Genomic DNA, 20,195 nt, shown 5'->3' with positions numbered 1-20,195 from the left:
GGTGAAACAACTAGAGAAAATGCTAGATTTTTGCTTGAAGTGCAACATATGCTATACGCAGTGCCCGGTGATAAAAAAAGAAATCAACTTCCCCGGCCCTAAATATTTGGGCCCGGAACTGGAACGCCAGTGGTTGGTCGGGGGAAATGCCGGGGATTATAAAGCTATCCAGGAATTATCATACTGTACAAACTGCCAGCAGTGTAACCTGGCCTGCCCCCATGGGGTAAAACCGGCTTACTTTAATTTAAAACATAAATCAAGTTTGGTTTTACCCCTAAAGGATAGAGCTAGAGATTGGTTCCTGGCAAATATTTATATCTTCGGCGGTTTAGGTAAAACCCTGGCGCCGTTAACGAATACTTTTTTACAAGCCGGACTGTTGCGAGGATTGTTCGAAAATGTGGGTATTACCGGGCAGCGTCCCCTGCCCATGTATGATCGGCGCCGGATTAAAGTTGTAGCCGGTGATAAACCATCAGCTAAAAAAGCCGTTTATTTTATAGGTTGCTATGCGTCTTACTTTGATACGGGGGTAGCCGGGGCGACTATTAAGCTTCTCCAACATGCAGATTATCAGGTGGAGATAGCACCCTTAAAGTGCTGTGGGACGCCTTTATTGAGCAATGGTTTTTTAAAGCAAGCGCGGCGCCTGGCAGAAATAAACGTGGCAAGATTACTGGCTTATCTGGATAAAGGTTACAAAGTCGTCACCAGTTGCCCCAGTTGTGCCCTGGCGTTGAAAGAAGAATATAAAGAAATCTTTGCCATCGAAGGCAGCCAGAGATTAGCTGCAGGTGTTTGGGATGTAGGCGAGTTATTGGAAGCGGAAGGTATCAAAGCCAAGTCTCCAATAGAAGGAGGTGTTTATTATCATGTACCCTGCCATCTTAAAGCCCAAAGTATAGGCCTGCCATTTGCCAGGATGATGGAGGGGACAGATAATCTTTTGATTAACTACGAGTGGTGCTGCGGTATGGCCGGTACCTTCGGCTATAAAAAAGAAAAATATAACCTGTCCCTGGATATGGGTAGCGAGTTGTTCAGGTCGATTAAAGAAAGCCGTTATCGATATGTAATAACCGACTGCGGGATGTGCAAACTACAAATTGAACACGGCACGGGCTACCAGGTATTACATCCGGTTCAACTCATAGAAAAGTCCCTGGCTCATTGACAATTGAAACACTTTAGTTTACAATTATAAATATATATATATATAATTTTAGGGGGTGATAATTGAGAAACAATTATTTTCAGTAGCTTGTTAGAGATAGTGACAGAGATTATTAATCTTTAGGAGGGCTGAAGAATGAAAAAAAGAATTGCCGTCGCGCTGTCAATGTTTATTATTGCCAGTCTTATCCTGGCCGGGTGTGGAGGAGCCAAAAATTCGAGTGAAGGGCAAAAGGCGGCCGGGCAAGAGAAGGTGACTATTCGTTTCGCCCACTGGCGTGGGGAGGACCTGGAAGCCTTCAACAAAATTATCCAGCAATTTCAAAAGGAAAATCCCAATATAGTTGTGAACCAGAGTGTTGAAACTTCAGAGCAGTACCGGACCAAGATACAGGCAGAGTTACAAGGCGGAGAAGGGCCGGATATTTTCGCTACTATGCCGGGCAGCGATTTTGCTGCTTTATCCTCCGCCAATGCCTATGTTGATTTAAGCGGCTCGAGCTTTTTGGGTAATTTCAATCCCGAGCTTTTGAAACCCGGGCAGATTAATGGCAAACAATATGCAATTCCTTACCAGTTAGTTTATAATATTCCTGTTTACAACAAAGACATTTTTCAAAAGTATAATTTGGAACCCCCGAAGGACTGGCAAGGATTTTTGGCTCTATGTCAGAAATTAAAAGATAACGGCATTACACCAATTATCCTGGACAGTGAGATTGGTTTTGGCCAATTTATTAATCCCATGCTAATGAATAATATGCCGTCTGGAGATACATTAAGTAAAGTCCAGAAGGGCGAAGCCAAGCTAACTGATCCCTGGTTTGTTACTACCTTGAAACAATTCAAAGAACTCAATGACAAAGGTTATTTCCAGAAGGATGTATTAGGAACCAAAAAAGCCGGGGCTGCAGCCCTGTTTGCCCAGGGTAAGGGCGCTATGTTAGCCCAGGGATCCTATATGATGGCTACCATCAAACAACAAAATCCTAATATACACCAGGGTCTGCTGGCCCCTATAACTGTACCGGCCGATCAAATGAAATATGAAGGTATTCATACCGCTACTTTCATGTTAGGCATCAACAGCAAGTCTAAAAATATCGAGGCCGCCAAGAAATTCCTGGAGTATCTCTTCCGGCCGGATATTGCCAGTCAATATGCCAACGCTACCGGGCAGCTTTTAACTGTTAATAACGTCAAATATGATTCTCCCGAGTTAACCGAGCAATCCAAGTGGCTCTCAAAAAAGACTTTATTCCAACCACGTTATATGATTACGGTGCGAGAAGTAGAAACTGCGGTCACCAATGCAATAGCGGATGTTTTAAGTGGTATGTCGCCTGAAGATGCTGCTGCTAAAGCCCAGAAGGCCGTAGATATGGTTGTCAAGAAACAATAAAAACCAATGCCATATAGAAATATTATAGAAATATAGAGAGAAGAGATGGCCCTCTTCTCTCTATATTTCCCCATTTTTTTATGGGAGGATATATTGTTTTATGAGGAAATATCGGGGTTTATTCCTGTTTGTTGTCCCGGGACTAGCTCTGTATGTAATATTTTTTGTTATCCCTTTGCTATCGGTTTTAGGTCTAAGCTTCACCAACTGGAACGGGATTGCACCTAATTTTTCCTGGGTTGGTCTGAACAACTTCAAGACCCTGATAGTAGATGATCAAATCTTTAGGCAGGCTTTTAGCAACAACATAAAATATATGCTCTTCGTGGTTGTTTTTCAAACACTATTCTCCTTGATTTTTGCTACTATCCTAGCTAAAAACACAAGGCTCAATATTTTTTATCGCGCATTGTTTTTCTTGCCAACTATTATCGCCTCAGTTTCTGTAGCCTTTATCTGGATTTTTGTTTATGATCCGAGTCTTGGTTCCTTGAATTTATTTTTAACCAGGATTGGCCTTGGTTCCTTCATTAAGTCATGGCTGGGTGATAAAAATATCGCTATATATAGCCTGGCTTTTGTCCAGGTATGGGCCCATACGGGACAGGTAATGACTATATTTATTGCCGGCCTCAACTCTATTCCCCAATCCTTATACGAGGTTGCCAGGATCGAAGGAGCCAGTAAATGGCAGACTTTTACCAAGGTCACCTGGCCTCTGTTGGCTCCTTCGGCTACGATTGTCGTCGCTTATACTACCCTGCAATCCTTCAAGGCCTTTGACTTGATTTTAGCCATGACAAATGGCGGGCCTTCCTATGCTACGGAGATTTTATCATTATTCATTTATCATGAGGCCTTTAATAACTTTAAATTTGGCTATGCCGCCGCTTCAGCCGTGCTTTATATGATAATCATTGCGGTAATCACCATTTTGCAGTTCAGGATCTTGGACGCCAGCAAAGTCACGTATGAGGGATAAGATATTTAATTGTACCGGAGGAAGGATAGATTTATGGTAGCCACAGGTATAAACGTGGGAGTAATTATGCTGGGGAGGCCCCAATTTGATATTACCCTGGCCCAAAAACATTATCGCGCTGCCTTAAGAATTTTAGAGCAGCAGGGCATAAATATCTTCGCGGTAGAAGAGCCCATTACAACTCCCGAGGAAGTAGAAATTGCGTTCACCAAAATTCATGGCCACAACCTCCAGGCCATAGTAGTCTTTCAGGGTACTTTTTGTGATGCTTCCATAATTCTTACCTTAAGGGAAAATACTGACCTGCCTATGGTTATTTGGGCGGTTAAAGAACAACCCACCGGTGAAAGATTGAGGTTAAATTCATTATGCGGTTTAAACCTGGCAGCAAACGCCCTGGTGGCCGGTAATAAGCAATTTAAAGCGGTATATGGAGATATTGATTCCCCAGCAACTGTAAGAGAAGTAGTAGCCTTTTTGCGTGCCGCTGCATCTATGGCTTGGCTGAAAGGCAAAAAAATTGGCGTCGCAGGCAACCGTCCAGCCGGATTCTATGCCTCAAATTTTAACGAAGTCGATCTTTATGCTAAACTTGGCATAAAAGTAGAATATATCCCTTTAAATAAGGTTTTTGCTGCTGCTGCCAGCATGAATCCGGACCACGCCAAAGAAAAGATACAGGGCCTGGACGGACTGGCAGGGAGGTCGGCAGGAGAAATAAACAAGTCTTTACAAGCCTACCTGGCCCTGAAGGAAATTATTAAAGAGAACAGGTATGATGCGGTTGCTGTCGAATGCTGGCCGGCTTTTATGACAGAGTTTGCCGGTGCGGCGTGTTATGCAGTAAGCCAGTTGAATGACGACGGTATCAGCGCTGCCTGTGAGGCCGATGTTAACGGTGCGGCTACCATACTCATAGGACAATTTTTATCAGGCCAGCCGGTTTTTTTTGCTGATCTGGTTATTGGTGATGAAGAGGAAGACACTTTAACCTTCTGGCACTGCGGGGCGGCCCCACGCACACTAGCAGCGAGTAACGTGGTGCCGGTAGCCGGCGTGCATCCTAATCGAAAGATGGCGCTATCAGTTAATTTTCCCTTAAAAGAAGGCGAGGTCACCATTACGCGTCTCAGCCCGGGTCCTGACGGGCGATTGCGCCTTTTGGTTGTTGAAGGAGAGGGATTAGAAGCCGGCCTCCTTTTTCAGGGCAATACTTTGCTGGTAAAAATGCAGCAACCTGTCAGGCAATTAATCGCCAAATTCTTACAAAAAGGGCTAGAACATCATTACGTTATAATATATGGCAATTATAGTTTAGAACTAAAAGAGCTGGGCAAACTGGTTGGACTGGAGATTCTTGAATAGAAACGCATGTAACGGCAAGCCTTAAACTTGCCGTTATTTTGAGTTTATTAGGATGAGGGAGTGTAATTATATGAGTGCCGTCAGGCAGAAAGAAGTAACACAAAAAGAAAAACGTATCAGTGATTTAATCACCAAGATGGGCCTGGATGGCGTCTGCCTTTCCCGGGCCATCAATTTCGCCTGGTTTACAGGCGGAGGTAATAACCGCGTCGTGACCGGTTCGGAAACGGGAGCCGCTGCCCTGGTGATCCTGGGCGACAGGAAGTATATAGTAGCCCCCAAAAATGAAATCGAGCGTTTCCTGGAGGAGCAGGTGCCCGATCTGGGCTTTGAGCCCTGGACCTATGAATGGTATGAGAGCAGGGAAAAGGCCATTGCGGACCTCGTTGGCAGCCGCAAGATTGGCACCGATATACCCATGGGCGGCTGGCCGGTGCTGGGCGCCGACCTCAACCGGCTCCGCTACAGCCTGACGGGAGAGGAGATTGCCCGGGCCAGGGAAATAGGTGCGATTTGTTCCAGGGAGCTGGCCGCCACCTGCGTTAATATAAGCCCGGGAATGACGGAATGGGAGGTCCAGGCCGAGCTATCTTACCGTCTCATCAAGTATGGCGTACGGCCGGCTGTATTGCTGGTAGGTACTGATGAACGTGCCTTTAAGCACCGCCATCCTGTACCAACGGACAAAAGGCTGGATAAATATGCCATCATCGGCCTGGTGGGCGAAAAAGACGGCCTGCATTTGGCCCTGACCAGGTCGGTCTATTTTGGCCGGCTACCGGAACACTTGCGCCGGTTATATGATGTGGCTTTAAAGGTAGAAGCAGCCTTCTTGCAGGCTAGTAAAGTTGGTGCCGGCAGCCAGTTCATCTTTGACCAGGGTCGGGAGGCTTATGCTGCAGCCGGTTTCCCGGACGAGTGGCAGCGCCATCACCAGGGGGGAGCCATTGGCTACGCGCCCCGGGAATACCGGGCCGGCGAAGGTGGCGGAGAAACTATCCAGCCCAACCAGATGCTGGCCTGGAATCCTACCGTCCAGGGCACCAAATGTGAAGACACGGTGCTGGTGCAGGATGGAGGTGGCCTGGAATTTTTAACCTCAGTGCCGGGATGGTGGCCGGTAGCAACGTTAGAGCTTGGACGGCAAGAGGTCAGTCGACCCCTTATTCTAGAGAGGTAAGGGCCAGTGATGCTTAAGAAGAGCCTTTAAGGTTAGCAGAAAACCGGGTCTGGCGGATGTATACCGGCGGCTGGCTGCTGGAGCGATTTTTAGGGAAACCGCAGCCAGCCGACGGGCATTTTCCTTTTAACTTCCTAACCGCAGCAGGTCAAAAAGGGCCTCCCGCATCAGAGGTTCAAAATCAAAATAATTTATCCAGGTGTTTTCTAAAAAGTCAAGTCGCGCTTGTTCATCATTGGAAATAATAACCATACCTTTAGTAGCTTCATAAGCGAAAGAAAGTGAAGTTGCGTTTAAACTATGGGCATCAACCGGTAACCTTAACTTGAAACTCAATTCTGAGGAAATAGTTAAAGATAAATCAAGTTGATCGTTGGGGGTAAGAGCAGGATCATAATAAATTGCTATATCAATGTCGCGGGAAGGTAAATCCCCTAAAAACGATCCGTGGAGATAGGCAAATTTTATGGACGGTATATTAGCTAAATAGGCCTTAATGATTTTGATAATGGCTTCTTTCTCTTCCCGGGTAAAGGAATATCTATTTAAGTTCATCCGGTTTATTCTCCCTTTGAATTATGTTTTGTAAACTGGCCAGGAAAGCATCGAGGTCACCCAAATCTTCACGCATAGTTTTGAGCATTTTTTTGTTATCAATTTTTCCATAGCCGTGCACTAAAAGGTTGCGAAAACCGGTCATTTTCCCCAGCCGTTTAGCCAGAGCATCATCAATCAGCTTATTTTCCCCCAGCAATAAGAAACTTTCGGCATAACTGGTTGGGGCTAGATTTAATAACCTGGCACAGAGATGATTGGCTATGTTGGTGGCCGCTTCGATAAGAATAATAAAAGCATACTTGGCTGACCTGATAGCTTCCGCATTGTTTAAAAAGTCCTCATCGTTGCGGGCTGCATAATCGCGCAACACAGCCAAAGCATCCTTGATATCAGCAACTTTTTGGCTGAGACGGGCTATGTTAAGATCCCTATAAACCATAGGGCTTTAACTCCCTTTTGAAACCGAAATATTTGTCCCTTAATTATTTTACCATATTATGACGAGAACCTACCACTGGGAATCCTCTTGCCAGGGCTAAAAAATAAGACTCAGGTTACCCTAAGCAAAGAAATAGTACTTTAAGGGGGACCTTTATGGCTGTCTACCCGGGTTACCTGGATAGCTCCAGGAGCGGCAGGCTAAAGGACCTGGCTGCCGGGCTTATGGAGCGCCTTAAGGATTGCACTATTTGTCCCCACCATTGCCATGTCAACCGGCAAAAAGGGGAGCTGGGCTTTTGCCGGGCGGGCTGGGAGGTGGAAATCGGCGGCTATGGCCCCCACTTTGGCGAGGAGCCGCCCCTGGTGGGCAGGGGTGGCTCGGGGACCATTTTCTTTAGCCACTGCAACTTAGCATGCGTCTTTTGCCAGAACTTCGATATCAGCCGTGGGCACCATGGCGAAAAGGTTTCCCTGGAGAAGCTGGCTCGCATTATGCTCTCCTTACAGGCCCGGGGCTGCCATAACATCAACCTGGTGACGCCTTCCCATTATGTCCCCCAGATTATCGCCGCCCTGGCCATTGCCGCCGAAACGGGCCTCAAGCTACCTCTGGTTTATAACTGTGGCGGTTATGAAGAGAAGGCGACCCTGGAGGAGATTGCCGGCCTTATAGACATCTACATGCCGGACTTTAAGTATGCTGATCCTGAGGTTGGCAAACGCCTTTCCCATGTGCCGGATTATCCCCAGGTGGCTAAGGAAGCTATCAAAGAAATGCAGCGCCAGGTGGGCGACCTGCAGGTGGATGCAGAAGGTATAGCGAGGCGAGGGTTAATTATTCGCCACCTGGTCCTGCCGGGGGGCCTGGCCGGAACGAAGGAGGTCATGGAATTTATCGCCCGGGAAATCTCACCCTATGCTTACATTAACGTCATGAACCAGTATTACCCGGCCTACGAGGCCTACCGCTATGGCCCTTTGAGCCGGCGGATTACCAGAGAAGAGTTTAAAGAGGCTTTAAAGGCAGCCCGCCGGGCCAGCCCCCATTTCCGCCTTGCCAAATAGTTATCCTACAATTTTGTTCCTATTTTTTCAGGATTTTACTCAGCGTAGGCCTAATACCACCTCGGACCGGAAACGCATAGGATGTAAGGAAACAATTTCCGGGAGGATTTGGCATGGTAGAAGTGCAAAATTTTTGGCCGTTATGGCCGGTGGTGCCCCCGGGCGGTCACCAGTTACCGCCCCTGCCTTATCCATATAATGCTTTAGAACCGGTAATCAGCGAAAGGCAACTGCGCATCCACCATGACCGCCATCACCTGGCTTATGTCGAGGGGCTCAACAAAGCGGAGTTAAAGCTGGTTGAAGCGCGGCAAAAAGGGGACTTTGCCCTGGTGAAGCACTGGGAGCGGGAGCTGGCGTTTCACGGTTCGGGCCATATTCTGCACAGCATCTATTGGACGGTGATGAGCCCGTGGGCGGGAGGCGGGCCAGGGAGTTTACTGCGGGAGAAAATAAACAGTTATTTTGGTAGCATGACGGCCTTCCAGGAGCAGTTAATGAAAGCGGCTATTGATGTGGAAGGCTCCGGCTGGGCGATTTTAATCTGGCAGCCGGCCTGGAGTCGTCTGGAAATCCTGACAGCAGAGAAGCACCAGAAGACCCAGTGGGGTGGCATCCCCATCCTGGTGCTGGATGTGTGGGAACACGCCTATTACCTGGACTACCAGAACCGGCGCGCCGACTATGTTAAGGCCTGGTGGCAACTGGTGAACTGGGCGGAAGTGGAAAAGCGCCTGCAGATGGCTCTTGCGGCTAGAATACCCTTAACCTTATTATAATAATAATTCTAATCCTTCTGCTGGTGCCGCGCCGGCGGCATGTGTGTATCAAATATAATAAGGCCGGCTATCCTGGGTAAAAGCCAGCCTGCATAAGATCTGGGTCCCCTACCCTACCTGCTGGCGAAGACCCGGTAGTTTAGATCCGGGAATATATTATTACCTTCCTCCATAGCCTGCACCTTCTCCGGGTCCAGGTCGTTACTATCAATTGCCCGCGTAAGATCCCAGAAATTCAGCAGGTGTTTTTTCGTCCGCCCAACGGCGTAATCTACCATGGTGCCGGTTTTCATGATGAAGGCCCAGTCGCTGCTCTGGGCCACCAGGAGTTCCCGGGCGGCCTGGTTTAAGGCGCGCAGCAGCAGGCCTGCGGCGTCCTGGTACTGGTTGGCCAGGCGGATCATCTCGTCAGCGGCGTGGTGGAGATGGCGGTAAATCCAGTCGTTGGAACCCTCCAGCCAGACCTCGTTATAACCGTTATTCCCCCAGCTGGACATGCAGGGCGTGGCTGGCTGGTTGACAGGGAAACGCTCCAGGTACTCGCTCGGGGTGATAAAGGTGAAGGGCTGGTGGGCCAGATTTGCCACCTGGCGGAAAAGGGATTCCAGGAACTGGGGACCTTCGAACCACCAGTGGCCGAAAAGCTCAGCGTCATAGGGGCAGACAATGAGGGGCGGCCGGTCCATGTAACCGGCCAGGTAGTTAATCTGGTGTTCCCGGTTAAATAAGAAGTTGCCGGCATGGATGTGGGCTTTAAAAATCGCCCATTCCGGGACATAGGGCTCCTTATAGTTGGACTTGCCGGTGATGCGGTAGTATTTCATCCCCGTATCCACCCGGAGGCCGGAAGGATGGATGTAGGGCTTGATATACTCAAAATCCAGGTCATAACCAATATCCCGGTAAAACTCCCGGTAATCGAAATCCCCGGGGTAGCCTTCCTGGGCACTCCACACCTGCTCCGAAGACTCCAGGTCGCGGCCGAAGGCAGCAACCCCTGCCGGGGTGTAGACGGGGGCAAAAATGCTGTAGCGGGGCCGCGGCGTGGCGTAAAGGAGGCCGTGGGCGTCGACAAAGAAGTATTTAAGGCCGTAATCCCTTAAAATGGCATCATCGCCGGGGTTATAGGCACATTCGGGCAGCCACAGGCCCGCCGGCGGCCGGCCGAAGAGGCGGCGATGGTTGTTGACGGCCACCTCTACCTGGGCCCGGACCACTTCCCGCTGCAGGCCGATGAGCGGCAGGTAGCCGTGGGTGGCGGCGCAGGTGATTATTTCCACCCGGCCGCTGTCCTGGAGTTCCCGGAAGGCATTGATCAGGTTGCCGTCATAAGCCAGGTAAGTACGGTAGATATGTTCAAAAAGGTCCTGGTACATGCGGGCCACCAGGTGGAAGCGCGGGTCGCTCCTGGTGCGCCAGACCTCCCTGGCGGCCAGCTCCCGCAGGCGTTCCAGGTAACGGCGGTAATGCTCCTGGACCAGGTTATCGGCCATCATTGATGTCAGCGGCGGGCTTAAAGAAATGGTTAATTTATAGGGTACCCGGTCCCGGTTGAGACGCTGGCAGACATGAATCAAAGGGATATAGGTTTCGGTGACGGCTTCGTGGAACCATTTTTCGGCCAGGGAAAAGTCGTCTTCCGTATCCCGGACGTAGGGTAAATGAGCGTGTAAAACCAGGGCGACATAACCACGGGGCATAAGTTTCTTCCTTTCATGGTACAGTTATTTAGCGAAGGTTAGCGAACCTGGTCATCAAAAGGATAAAAGACTTCTATGTAATAGGGACGGGTCCTTATTGAGGGGCCCCGTCCTTATTTTTGTGTTTTCACCAGCTGGGGAGAGCTGAAACCCCTGGCCTTACCGTAACGTTCCAACGCCTGCCAGCAGGCTTCCAGGGGCGGCCATAAGGGGTCAATAACGCTGCTGGGTTTATCGGCCGGGGTAGTGACGATATTGGACCGGGCTATGGTAACAAAACCATATTCCGGAAACCAGCGTCCCAGGTCAACGCAAAAGGTGCTGGATGGTTTACCGGTATGGATATACCAGTTGTCGGCCATATCCGTAATGGCAATTTCAAAAAAGGGTGCCTGGAGAAAATCATAGGGTTGGCTGGTAAGGTCGTAAACCCTGAGTAAAGGCCGGGACTTTTCCCAGGCACCCGGGCCAAAGCGGCGCTTGAGCTCCTCCTTTTTGGCATCGCTTAACTCCCAGTAGGCATAGAGCCAGTAGGGGTCCTTGACCATGAGGACAACTTCATCTTTACCATATTTTGCCGGTAACTCCCGGCCTGCCGGTGCCGGGGCTGGCAGGGGTTTGGTGGCCGGGCGGGCGGCCTGCCAGCGCCGGTACCAGAAGAGCGCCCCGGCCAGGATGGCTATGATTAACAGGGCAATCAAGGCTAGCATGCAATAATCCCCGCTCTCTGGTGGAATAATGCTAAAGGACCGTTAAACTCATCGCTTAGTATATCCACTTACCTGTACTTTATTGCCGTTAAGATGAGGAAAGTGAAGGGGCGAGAACCATGCCGCGAGAACTGGCCCTGGGGAACGGGCGTTTGTTGATTAATTTTGATGCTGAATTTAATATGCGTGACTTATATTACCCTTATGTTGGCTGGCCCAATCACATCGGCGGGGAAAAAAATCGCCTGGGTTGCTGGGTGGATGGCCATTTTAGCTGGTTGGGAAGCCCGGACTGGGAAAGGCAGGTGGGTTTTGAAGCTGATACCCTGGTAGGTTATTGCCGGGCCAGGCACAGGGGTTTGGAATTGGAAATAAATATTAACAACGCCGTCCATTTTCAGGAAGACATTTACCTGGCAAGAGTTACAGTCCATAACCTGGCCAGCCGCTCCAGGGAAGTGCGGCTGTTTTTTTACCATGATTTTACTTTAAATGAATCCCCCCTCGGCGATACAGTGACTTACCTGCCGGACCAGAAGGTGTTGCTTCATTATAAACGGGGACTCTACCTTTTAATCAATGGCCGCGCCGGGGCCAACATTTTTTTCCAGTATGCCACCGGCAACAAGCGCTTTCGCGGTGCCGAGGGCACCTGGCGGGATGCCGAGGACGGCTGGCTGGAAGGCCATCCCATCCATCACGGTTCGGTAGACAGTACCTTTAGCTTTCGCCTGCAGCTGGCCGCGGGAGAGAGGGGAGAGATTACCTACTGGATTGTGGCTGCCGAGAACTTTACGGCTGCCGGAGAGCTAAATAACTGGGTGCTGTCCCAGGGGGTAAAAAACCTGCTGGCAGCCACGGCGGCCTACTGGCGGGGCTGGGTCTATAAAAATGGACGCGACTTTACCGATTTACCCCCGGCGGTAGTTGACCTCTACCACCGCAGCCTCCTGGTCATACGTACCCAGATTGACAACCGGGGGGCGATCCTGGCGGCTACCGATAGCGACATCCTGGCGGAAGCCCGGGATCACTACGGCTACTGCTGGCCCCGGGATGGGGCCCTGGTAGCCAGTGCCCTGGACCAGGCCGGCTATAGCGAATTAACGGCCAGCTTTTTTTATTATTGCTCCCGGGTGCTGGAGCAGGACGGCTTTTTTTATCAAAAATACAATCCCGACGGCAGCCTGGGATCCAGCTGGTTACCGCCGGTGCACCGGGGTGAGCGCATTTTGCCCATCCAGGAAGATGAAACAGCCCTGGTCCTCTGGGCCCTGGGCCAGTCCTTCCGCCTGGGGCGGAACTGGGGTCTCATCCACGACCTCTTCCCGGCCCTGGTACGGCCGGCAGCCGATTTCCTGGTGGATTACCGCGATCCAGACCTGGGCCTGCCCCTGCCGAGCTATGACCTCTGGGAAGAGCGGCGGGGCATCTTTGCCTTTACTTCTGCTGCCGTCTACGCCGGTCTTCTTGCCGCTGCCGATATGGCGCGCCTGGCCGGTGACGTAGGCCGGGAAGACCGTTACCGGCGGGCGGCGGTGGAGGTCGGGGAGGGTATTAGCGAACACTTCTATTCCCCGGACCTGGGGCGTTTCATCCGGGGTATTTACCGGGAAGATAATGGCCGCCTGGTGCCTGATTTTACCCTGGATGCCAGTCTCACGGCCCTGGCCCTGCTGGAAGCGGTGCCCCTGGCTGACCCGCGCCTTGCACGAACCATGGCGGCAGTGGCGGAAGGACTGCAGGTCAAGACGGAAACAGGAGGATTGGCCCGCTATACCGGGGATTACTATTTCCGGAAAAGCGATAACCTCCAGGTGGCCCCGGGGAACCCCTGGTTTATCTGTACCCTGTGGCTGGCCGAGTGGTACACTTTACGGGCGCAAAATTTAAATGACCTGGCCGCGGCCAGCAGTATTCTCACCTGGGCGGCAGAACGGGCCACGCCGGCGGGGATGCTCCCGGAGCAACTGCACCCCTTTACCGGCGAACCCCTGTCAGTTTCTCCTTTAACCTGGTCCCATGCCGCCTTTGTTAGCGCCGTGGAAAAATACCTCGCCCGGAGGCGGCAGTTACTGGCCGGAAAAGGGGCGCCATAGTGCTTTTCAAAGAGCAGGGATTGTTATATATTTAGGCCATAAGGCCCCTTCAGTTAAAGGCTCAACGAGGTGGAAAAGATGACAGGAGAAACGGAGAAAAAAACGGAGAAAATACCCTGGAATTTACGGCAGTGTTTCCTGGTATTACTGGGGATGCTGGCGTCAGGTTATGGTACGGCGTTACTGGTCCGGTTCTTTGCTTCCGGGCTCCCCCTGGCCTACCGTTACCTGCTGGTGGGCCTGGCCCAGGGGGCGGCCGTCCTGGCTGGACTGCATTATTTCGTGCGCAAGAAAAACGGCCTGGGCCTGGAAGCTGTAGGTTTAAAAGCCGCTTCTTTGGTGCGGGCCATAGCTTCAGGCCTGGGAGGCGGCCTGGTTTTATTTTTACTGGTAGTTATTGTCGGCAGCCTGTTACAGTTCTTTTTACCCGACCAGGCCCCCCAGCCCTTCACCGAACTGGTCATCAACGCCCGGCAGCCCCGTGACCTGATTATACCGCTATTTCTCGGTGCTTTTCTGGCTCCCGTTACGGAAGAACTTTATTTCCGGGGTTTTCTTTTCCCCGCCCTTAAAAATCGCTACGGCTTCGGCAAGGGCCTCCTGGGGAGCGGCCTGATCTTTGCCCTCCTGCACCTGGACCCGGTACGTTTCCTGCCTCTGGCCCTGGGGGGTATGGGCCTAGCCTATCTTTATGAACGGACGGGAAATATCCTCACTTCCATTGTTGCCCATGCTACCTGGAATACCATTATGATTCTCCTCCTTTATTTTGCCCTGCGCTGGGTTTGAAAAATATGTTTCCCCACACCCATCATGTGGAATGCATATGTTGCTTAACTATGATTTAAGTTGCTTATACAAATTAGCCATTCCCCTTCCGTCAAAAGTTCAACTTTCTGCACATCATACCCTTGATTTTTAGCCAGGTCAGGTACGTCCTTTGTTGCGGAAGGACAGTCGACTAAAAGGTCTAAACAGCTAGCCGGTGGTAGTTTTTCCAGGAGGGTTGCAACGGCGTACTTGGGATACGGGCACATCCAGCCGCGCATATCAACCTGATAATGGTTATCGTTTACCTTAACTGCTTTAAGCTCTTTCATGCTTGCCAGCCTCCACCCAGAGGATAAAAAAGTAGAACAGTAGCAAGAAACCGTAGATAAAGGCTACAGCCCCTCCCCAGCCCCATAATTGGGGCAGGTATACCGGTTTCCCGTATAGCCATCCCTGTCCAACCTTCTGGCCATAAATGTGTACCCAGGCCCCAGAAGTTAACATGGCGGTTAAAATCGCCACCCAGGAACGCGTGTAACCTTCACCGCTCCGCGCCAGGATGCCCAAACCGCATCCTCCGGCCAGGACCATGCCGATACCAAAAATGAAGCCACCAGCGATATTATGCCATCCTGCGGGAAAAACCATATGTTCAGGTTGATAGCCCTGAGCTTTGAGAAGGGCGAAACCCATGGCTCCCACAGCCATTCCCAGCAAAAGCCACTTCATAACCTTACCGTCACGGCTGACTAAAATTTCACGGAAGGCAGCTACAAAACAAAGACGCGAGCGCTGGATAATCAGCCCAAAAAGAATCCCAAATAAAAAGAGACCTGCATTTTTGGGCATGCCTGCTATGTAATAAATGACAGCGATGAGAAGTGTAAGGGAAAATACCAGGACTCCCCATTGGGGTTGACGGGATAAAACTTTCACCGCTTGCGTTTCTCCCTTTGGTGCGGTGGAGAAATCTAGCTTTTGCAGGGCTTTATGCATCTGATATTGGAGAATTTTGCCTCCTACATAAGCACCCAGCAGAAGCCCTGCAGCAGACAGGGGACCGCTTAAAGAAAAGGCCATGGTAGCCACCCAGAATCCTCCTACATTACATGGAGGCATCAAGACCGTACCAAAACCCATTAGTATACCCCCGGCAGCGCCCCAGAGATAACCCTGCCAGTCTTCTTTGCGAATTTTAAATTCACGGGCCAGCAGAGAAGACCCGAAGGCACCAGCTATGATACCAATGTCAATCAAGCTATGCATATCGAGATAAATAGGTTTTACAGGATAAGGGATAAATGGGCTTTCAGTTTTTATTCCTACCAGGTTATAAAGCCAGCTCCCCCACATGGCCATTTGGGGAAAGACGCCCAGGGCCCGGGCATACATGAACATATATAAGTTGGTAATGGTTAGAGCAAAGACGCCTACTCCGATAGGCCAGGGTTCGGCAAAAATCCTTAACCAACCACCTTTTAAAGATTGCCGGACATAGCTTTTTTTGCCCTCACCATTTAAAATTGTTTTGCAGCTCAAGGTATCATCTCACTCCTTTGGGGTTGATATGCCTACGAGATTCGTCATGATTTTATAAAGTCCTGCTATGCTTTATATTCCTTTTTGGAATGATTGGACGGCTCGTTGAGAGAGTGTGCTGTTTTTAGAGGAATATCAGTGCTGACGTCTGAATTGCAGATATGGCATTGCTAAGGCATTGAGGGGGCAGGCTAAAATTTTTTTATCTTTGGCAGACAAGGTTTATAGCGATTTTTGATACGTCAGCACTGTTGGAAAATTGGCCGGGTTGCAGACGGGAAAGCAAAGTGTTAACATAATGAAAGAACAAGGCTGGCCGTACAGGGAGGGGAGAATAATGGACGGAACTGCCAGGGATTTCTGGGGAGCAACCTTTAATGCGCTGCAGCAGGGCATGATCTATGTCGACGCCGGCGGTCACATCCTGGTGGCCAACTCCCTGGCTGCCGCCATCCTGGGGCTGGCCGGCCGGGATTTAAAGGGCCGGCGGCTGACGGAGGTCTTCCCGGAGACGCGCCTGGCCGAGGTCCTTACCCACCGCCGCCCCCTCCAGGGAACCTGTTTTGCCACCGGGGGTAAAAACTACCGCGTCGATTATTTCCCCGACGGCCAGGGGGGAGTCCTCGTTCTTTTTACGGAAGAACAGCCGGGCGCAGCCCACCTTCAGGCCCTTAATGAACTTTACGCCGCCCTCCTCGATGATTTCCCCCTCTACCTGGTAATAGTTAACCGCCAGGGTGTAATCGTCAGTATCAACCAGATGTATGCCGAACTCCTGGGCCAGAGGGCTGATGTCCTTACCGGCCTGGAGATAGGAGATGTTTTAACCTTCAGCCGCCTGCCGGAGGTCCTGGCTACCGGGCGGCCGGTAGTCGGCTTTGAGGTCCAGTATGCCGGCAAGAAACTGTTATTGTCGGAAATGCCTGTCAAAGATGCCACCGGCAACCTTCTGGGTGCCGTAAGCAAGGCCATGGCAGTTGAAGACCTGGCCGCTGCAGGCCTCAAGGATATTTCCCGGCGCCTGCAGGTTTTGGAGGGCAAGGTCCTCTTTTACCAGCAGGAACTGGCGTCCCTCCAGGGGGAACAGGACGCCTGGCAGGGGATACTGGGGACGAGCCCGGCCGTGGTGCAGCTGAAAAAACTGGCGGCCCGGGTGGCCCGGGGTGAGGCTAATGTTTTAATTACCGGCGAGAGCGGTACCGGCAAGGAACTGCTGGCCCAGGCCATCCACAGGGCTAGTTCCCGCCGCAATGAGCCCCTGATTAAAATCAACTGCGCGGCTATCCCGGAAAACCTGCTGGAGGCCGAGCTCTTTGGCTACGAAGAAGGGGCCTTTACCGGGGCGGCCCGGGGCGGCAAGCCCGGCAAGTTTGAGCTGGCCGATGGCGGCACCATATTCCTGGATGAAATCGGTGACCTGCCTTTGAGTATGCAGCCGAAGCTCCTCAGGGCTTTGCAGGAACGTACCTTTGAGCGGGTCGGGGGACGTAAGACTATCAAGGTAGATGTGAGGATTATTGCTGCCACCAACCAGGACCTCCTGGCCCTGGAGGCGGCCGGCAGGTTTCGCCGCGACCTTTATTACCGCCTGGCAGTGGTGACCCTGCATATACCGCCCCTGCGCGAGCGGCCGGAAGATATCGAGGTTTTGACGGCGGCCATTATCCGGCGCCTGAATAGTAGTTATGGAATGGCTGTGAGAGGCCTTGCCCCTGGCGTCCAGGAGCTATTTTATCACTATAGCTGGCCGGGTAATGTCCGCGAGCTGGAGAACGTCCTGGAGCATGCCTTTAATTTCCTGGAACCGGGGGAAGAGATCATCCGCCGGGAACACCTGCCGGCGGCCCTGCAACAGGTGCGCGGTAGAGATGTGGGCCTGGAATTGAAGGAGGCCGTTGCTGAAGCTGAAAGGGCAGCCATCCAGAGGGCCCTGGCGGCCGCCGGGGGTAATAAGCAGGAAGCGGCAAGGCTCCTGGGCATTCACCCTTCCGGCCTGTACCAGAAGTTGAAACGTTACAATATCCAGTAACTCATTTTTGGGGGAACGCTGATGGCACTGGCAGAGTTGCAACAGGGGATAGTTAGCCTGTTCCAGGGCCGGGGGGAAGCAGCCGTGGACCGCTGGGTGGCTACCACCTGCGGTTATTGCGGTACCGGCTGCGGCCTTTACCTGGGGGTAAAAAACGGCCGGGCAGTGGCCGTCAAACCTGATACCGCCGCACCGGTAAATAAAGGCCACCTGTGCCTCAAGGGCCTCTATGAGTGGAAAACCCTGCACCACCCGGAGCGGGCGACGGTACCTCTCCGGCGCCGGGGTAAGGAGATGCACCCCGTGACCTGGGAAGGGGCCCTGGCGGAGGTGGCGCAGTGTCTCCGGGAAGCCCTGGCGACCGGCGGCCCGGAAGCCGTCGGCATTTACCACGGCGGCCAGCTGACCCTGGAGGAATACTATGCCATCCACAAGCTGGCCAAGGGTGTACTGGGCACGCCCAATATCGACGCCAATACCCGGCTGTGCATGGCTTCCACCGTAAGCGGCCACATCCTCTCCTTCGGCGTCGACGCCCCGCCGGGTTGCTACGAAGACCTGGATGTGAGCCGCCTCATCTTTATCTTTGGCGCCAACCCGGCGGAGATGCACCCCCAGCTCTGGCAGCGGATTTTACGCAACCGTAAACTTAACGGGGCTAAAATCGTGGTGGCCGACCCGCGCCTTACCCTGCCGGCCCGGATGGCCGACCTCCACCTGCGCCTGCGCTGCGGCAGCAACATCCCCCTGCTGTACGGCTTGATTAATATTCTGATTAAGGAAGACATGCTGGACCGGGACTTCATCCGGCGGGCGACGGCAGGCTTCGAGGAGCTGGCCCGGGCCGCCGCTGCCTTCCCGCCGGAGCGGGTGGCCGGCCTTACCGGCGTGCCGGCGGCGGATATTGTGGCCGCCGCCCGCCTTTTCGGGCTTTCCCCGAGCGCCGTGACTGTCTTCTGCCAGGGGGTCAACCAGAGCAGCCAGGCGGTGGCGGCGGTAACTTTAATCAACTCCCTGCACCTTATCACCGGCAAAATCGGCCGGCCCGGGTCGGCACCCTTTTCCCTGACCGGCCAGGCCTCGGCCTTGAGCATGCGGGAGATTGGCGGCGGCGGTTCTTTGCCCGGTTTCCGCAACCCGGAGAATCCTGAGCACCGCCGCCAGGTGGCCAACTACTGGGGTATCCCGGAAGACCGGCTGCCCCGCCGGGTCAATGATATCAACCGTATGCTGGAGCTGGTGGAAGACGGTAGGCTCAAGGTGCTGTGGGTCATCGGCACCAACCCGGCCGTTTCTCTGCCGGATCTGGGTTTCAGCCGCCGCCAGCTGGAAAAGGTCTTCTTAATTGTCCAGGACGTCTTTTATCCCATGGAGACGGCGGCTTTCGCCGATATCTTCCTGCCCGGGGCCGGGTGGGGGGAAAAGACGGGGGTCGTTACCAACTCGGAACGGCGCCTGAACCTGGTCCGCCGGGCCGTGGCCCCGCCGGGGGAGGCCCGGGACGACCTGGCCATCGTCACCCAGGTGGCCCGCTACCTGGGAGCAGGGGGGCTCTTTGCCTGGCAGGGCCCGGAGGATGCCTTCCGGGAATTGCGGGAGCTCACCCGCGGCCGGCCCAACGACATGACAGGGGTGGATTACGCCCTGCTGGAACGCCTGGCAGGAGTCCAGTGGCCCTGCCCGGCCGGGAGCGGTGGAACGCCGCGGCTCTATACCGCCGGTGTTTTTCCCACCCGCCCGGAAGAAGCCCAGGGTTACGGCGAGTTCAATCACCCGGAGGGCAGGGCGCGCCTCCTGGCTGTTCCTTATGCACCGCCGCCGGAAATACCTGACGGGGAATTTCCCTTCTGGCTCAATACCGGCCGGATTATTGAACATTACCATACCCGGACCAGGACAAAGCGTATCCCCGAACTCCAGGCCCTGGTTCCCGGGGCCTATGTGGAGATCAATCCTGCCGATGCGGCCCGCCTGCAGGTGGCGGACGGGGAGGTGGTCCGGGTTGTCTCCCGCCGGGGCTGGATTGAGGTGCCGGCCAGGCTTACAGAGGTGGTGGCACCGGGAGAGGTCTTTGTCCCCTTCCACTTTGGTGATCTGGACCCCGGCGAGAGGGAAAGGCGCCAGGCGGCCAACCGCCTTACCGGCCGGGCGGCGGACCCCCTTTCCGGCCAGCCCCTGGCCAAGGCCGGCGCCTGCCGGATTGAGAGGCAGGAGGCAGGAAGCAGGAGGCGGGAAGGAAGCATGGGGCAGGAAGGCCGGAGTGAAAACTGTAGCGGCTAAAAAGTTTCTATGAATCTAGACATGGATTCTAATATTTTCGAGACATCCTTGGCTCAGGACGGTAAAAAGTCCCGGGAAAACACGCCCCGGGGCTTTTTGTTTTGCCGGCACGAAACTTG

Annotated in this window: 17 protein-coding genes; 11 read left to right on the top strand and 6 right to left on the bottom strand. The window is 52.8% G+C overall.

Features of this window, described 5'->3' with window-relative positions:
* Window positions 1-19 precede the first annotated feature (19 nt).
* From MGLY_RS01885 to MGLY_RS01865, 5 genes are all read left to right on the top strand, one after another.
* Window positions 20-1,177 carry an anaerobic glycerol-3-phosphate dehydrogenase subunit C gene (locus tag MGLY_RS01885; protein ID WP_277997916.1) on the top strand — a complete coding sequence of 386 codons (1,158 nt, stop codon included), beginning with the start codon at window positions 20-22 and terminating at the stop codon, window positions 1,175-1,177.
* Between the two features lie 135 nt (window positions 1,178-1,312).
* Window positions 1,313-2,578: an ABC transporter substrate-binding protein gene (locus tag MGLY_RS01880; RefSeq protein WP_156271479.1), complete on the top strand. Its 1,266-nt coding sequence runs from the start codon at window positions 1,313-1,315 to the stop codon at window positions 2,576-2,578.
* 100 nt (window positions 2,579-2,678) lie between these two features.
* The gene (locus MGLY_RS01875) at window positions 2,679-3,560 is read left to right on the top strand and encodes a carbohydrate ABC transporter permease (RefSeq protein WP_211662013.1); all 882 of its coding nucleotides are present in this window, start codon (window positions 2,679-2,681) and stop codon (window positions 3,558-3,560) included.
* Window positions 3,561-3,593: 33 nt separating this feature from the next.
* The gene (locus tag MGLY_RS01870; RefSeq protein ID WP_156271478.1) at window positions 3,594-4,925 is read left to right on the top strand and encodes an L-fucose/L-arabinose isomerase family protein; all 1,332 of its coding nucleotides are present in this window, start codon (window positions 3,594-3,596) and stop codon (window positions 4,923-4,925) included.
* A gap of 70 nt (window positions 4,926-4,995) precedes the next feature.
* A complete protein-coding gene (locus MGLY_RS01865) occupies window positions 4,996-6,105 on the top strand; it encodes a M24 family metallopeptidase (protein ID WP_156276112.1) in 1,110 nt (369 codons plus the stop codon).
* A gap of 126 nt (window positions 6,106-6,231) precedes the next feature.
* Here MGLY_RS01865 and MGLY_RS01860 read toward each other — a convergent pair whose 3' ends face one another.
* Window positions 6,232-6,660 (bottom strand): nucleotidyltransferase domain-containing protein, encoded by a 429-nt coding sequence (locus tag MGLY_RS01860; RefSeq protein WP_156271477.1) that lies wholly within the window; start codon window positions 6,658-6,660, stop codon window positions 6,232-6,234.
* Window positions 6,647-7,102 (bottom strand): type VII toxin-antitoxin system HepT family RNase toxin, encoded by a 456-nt coding sequence (gene hepT, locus MGLY_RS01855; RefSeq protein ID WP_156271476.1) that lies wholly within the window; start codon window positions 7,100-7,102, stop codon window positions 6,647-6,649. Before hepT ends, MGLY_RS01860 begins: the two co-directional genes overlap by 14 nt.
* Before the next feature lie 155 nt (window positions 7,103-7,257).
* Here hepT and MGLY_RS01850 point away from each other — a divergent pair, with 155 nt between their 5' ends.
* Window positions 7,258-8,169 (top strand): radical SAM protein, encoded by a 912-nt coding sequence (locus tag MGLY_RS01850; RefSeq protein WP_156271475.1) that lies wholly within the window; start codon window positions 7,258-7,260, stop codon window positions 8,167-8,169.
* Between the two features lie 113 nt (window positions 8,170-8,282).
* Window positions 8,283-8,948 carry a superoxide dismutase gene (locus tag MGLY_RS01845; RefSeq protein ID WP_156271474.1) on the top strand — a complete coding sequence of 222 codons (666 nt, stop codon included), beginning with the start codon at window positions 8,283-8,285 and terminating at the stop codon, window positions 8,946-8,948.
* Between the two features lie 113 nt (window positions 8,949-9,061).
* On the opposite strand, the gene MGLY_RS01840 is transcribed toward MGLY_RS01845, so the two are convergent.
* Together MGLY_RS01840 and MGLY_RS01835 are read right to left on the bottom strand one after the other, a co-directional pair.
* Window positions 9,062-10,648, bottom strand: coding sequence for a glycoside hydrolase family 57 protein (locus MGLY_RS01840; RefSeq protein WP_156271473.1), 1,587 nt, complete (start codon window positions 10,646-10,648; stop codon window positions 9,062-9,064).
* Between the two features lie 113 nt (window positions 10,649-10,761).
* The gene (locus MGLY_RS01835; protein WP_170290879.1) at window positions 10,762-11,358 is read right to left on the bottom strand and encodes a DUF4912 domain-containing protein; all 597 of its coding nucleotides are present in this window, start codon (window positions 11,356-11,358) and stop codon (window positions 10,762-10,764) included.
* Window positions 11,359-11,477: 119 nt separating this feature from the next.
* On the opposite strand from MGLY_RS01835, the gene MGLY_RS01830 reads away from it, so the two are divergent.
* Complete coding sequence (locus MGLY_RS01830; RefSeq protein WP_156271472.1) at window positions 11,478-13,457, top strand: glycoside hydrolase family 15 protein; 1,980 nt, start codon at window positions 11,478-11,480, stop codon at window positions 13,455-13,457.
* Window positions 13,458-13,535: 78 nt separating this feature from the next.
* Window positions 13,536-14,246, top strand: a complete 711-nt coding sequence (locus tag MGLY_RS01825) for a CPBP family intramembrane glutamic endopeptidase (RefSeq protein ID WP_156271471.1) — start codon at window positions 13,536-13,538, stop codon at window positions 14,244-14,246.
* Window positions 14,247-14,290: 44 nt separating this feature from the next.
* On the opposite strand, the gene MGLY_RS01820 is transcribed toward MGLY_RS01825, so the two are convergent.
* Together MGLY_RS01820 and MGLY_RS01815 are read right to left on the bottom strand one after the other, a co-directional pair.
* Entirely contained in the window at window positions 14,291-14,557 is a 267-nt protein-coding gene (locus MGLY_RS01820; RefSeq protein WP_156271470.1) for a sulfurtransferase TusA family protein, read from the bottom strand.
* Window positions 14,544-15,767 carry a YeeE/YedE thiosulfate transporter family protein gene (locus MGLY_RS01815; protein ID WP_156271469.1) on the bottom strand — a complete coding sequence of 408 codons (1,224 nt, stop codon included), beginning with the start codon at window positions 15,765-15,767 and terminating at the stop codon, window positions 14,544-14,546. The genes MGLY_RS01820 and MGLY_RS01815 overlap by 14 nt, the downstream gene beginning before the upstream one ends.
* Window positions 15,768-16,104: 337 nt before the next feature.
* Here MGLY_RS01815 and MGLY_RS01810 point away from each other — a divergent pair, with 337 nt between their 5' ends.
* Together MGLY_RS01810 and MGLY_RS01805 are read left to right on the top strand one after the other, a co-directional pair.
* Entirely contained in the window at window positions 16,105-17,796 is a 1,692-nt protein-coding gene (locus MGLY_RS01810) for a sigma 54-interacting transcriptional regulator (RefSeq protein WP_156271468.1), read from the top strand.
* A 21-nt stretch (window positions 17,797-17,817) separates the two neighbouring features.
* Window positions 17,818-20,076 carry a molybdopterin oxidoreductase family protein gene (locus MGLY_RS01805; protein ID WP_246187393.1) on the top strand — a complete coding sequence of 753 codons (2,259 nt, stop codon included), beginning with the start codon at window positions 17,818-17,820 and terminating at the stop codon, window positions 20,074-20,076.
* The last annotated feature ends 119 nt before the right edge of the window (window positions 20,077-20,195 follow it).

It is taken from the genome of Moorella glycerini, assembly GCF_009735625.1.
In the GTDB taxonomy this organism is placed as follows: Bacteria; Bacillota; DSM-521; order Neomoorellales; family Neomoorellaceae; genus Neomoorella; species Neomoorella glycerini.
The sequence above is the reverse complement of the archived record's forward strand: the minus strand, read 5'-3'. Positions and strand labels throughout refer to the sequence as shown.

Coding starts and splice junctions, on each gene's coding strand:
- MGLY_RS01885 (WP_277997916.1), top strand. CDS start 20: ATGCTAGATTTTTGCTTGAAGTGCAACATATGCTATACGCAGTGCCCG.
- MGLY_RS01880 (WP_156271479.1), top strand. CDS start 1,313: ATGAAAAAAAGAATTGCCGTCGCGCTGTCAATGTTTATTATTGCCAGT.
- MGLY_RS01875 (WP_211662013.1), top strand. CDS start 2,679: ATGAGGAAATATCGGGGTTTATTCCTGTTTGTTGTCCCGGGACTAGCT.
- MGLY_RS01870 (WP_156271478.1), top strand. CDS start 3,594: ATGGTAGCCACAGGTATAAACGTGGGAGTAATTATGCTGGGGAGGCCC.
- MGLY_RS01865 (WP_156276112.1), top strand. CDS start 4,996: ATGAGTGCCGTCAGGCAGAAAGAAGTAACACAAAAAGAAAAACGTATC.
- MGLY_RS01860 (WP_156271477.1), bottom strand. CDS start 6,660: ATGAACTTAAATAGATATTCCTTTACCCGGGAAGAGAAAGAAGCCATT.
- hepT (WP_156271476.1), bottom strand. CDS start 7,102: ATGGTTTATAGGGATCTTAACATAGCCCGTCTCAGCCAAAAAGTTGCT.
- MGLY_RS01850 (WP_156271475.1), top strand. CDS start 7,258: ATGGCTGTCTACCCGGGTTACCTGGATAGCTCCAGGAGCGGCAGGCTA.
- MGLY_RS01845 (WP_156271474.1), top strand. CDS start 8,283: ATGGTAGAAGTGCAAAATTTTTGGCCGTTATGGCCGGTGGTGCCCCCG.
- MGLY_RS01840 (WP_156271473.1), bottom strand. CDS start 10,648: ATGCCCCGTGGTTATGTCGCCCTGGTTTTACACGCTCATTTACCCTAC.
- MGLY_RS01835 (WP_170290879.1), bottom strand. CDS start 11,358: ATGCTAGCCTTGATTGCCCTGTTAATCATAGCCATCCTGGCCGGGGCG.
- MGLY_RS01830 (WP_156271472.1), top strand. CDS start 11,478: ATGCCGCGAGAACTGGCCCTGGGGAACGGGCGTTTGTTGATTAATTTT.
- MGLY_RS01825 (WP_156271471.1), top strand. CDS start 13,536: ATGACAGGAGAAACGGAGAAAAAAACGGAGAAAATACCCTGGAATTTA.
- MGLY_RS01820 (WP_156271470.1), bottom strand. CDS start 14,557: ATGAAAGAGCTTAAAGCAGTTAAGGTAAACGATAACCATTATCAGGTT.
- MGLY_RS01810 (WP_156271468.1), top strand. CDS start 16,105: ATGGACGGAACTGCCAGGGATTTCTGGGGAGCAACCTTTAATGCGCTG.
- MGLY_RS01805 (WP_246187393.1), top strand. CDS start 17,818: ATGGCACTGGCAGAGTTGCAACAGGGGATAGTTAGCCTGTTCCAGGGC.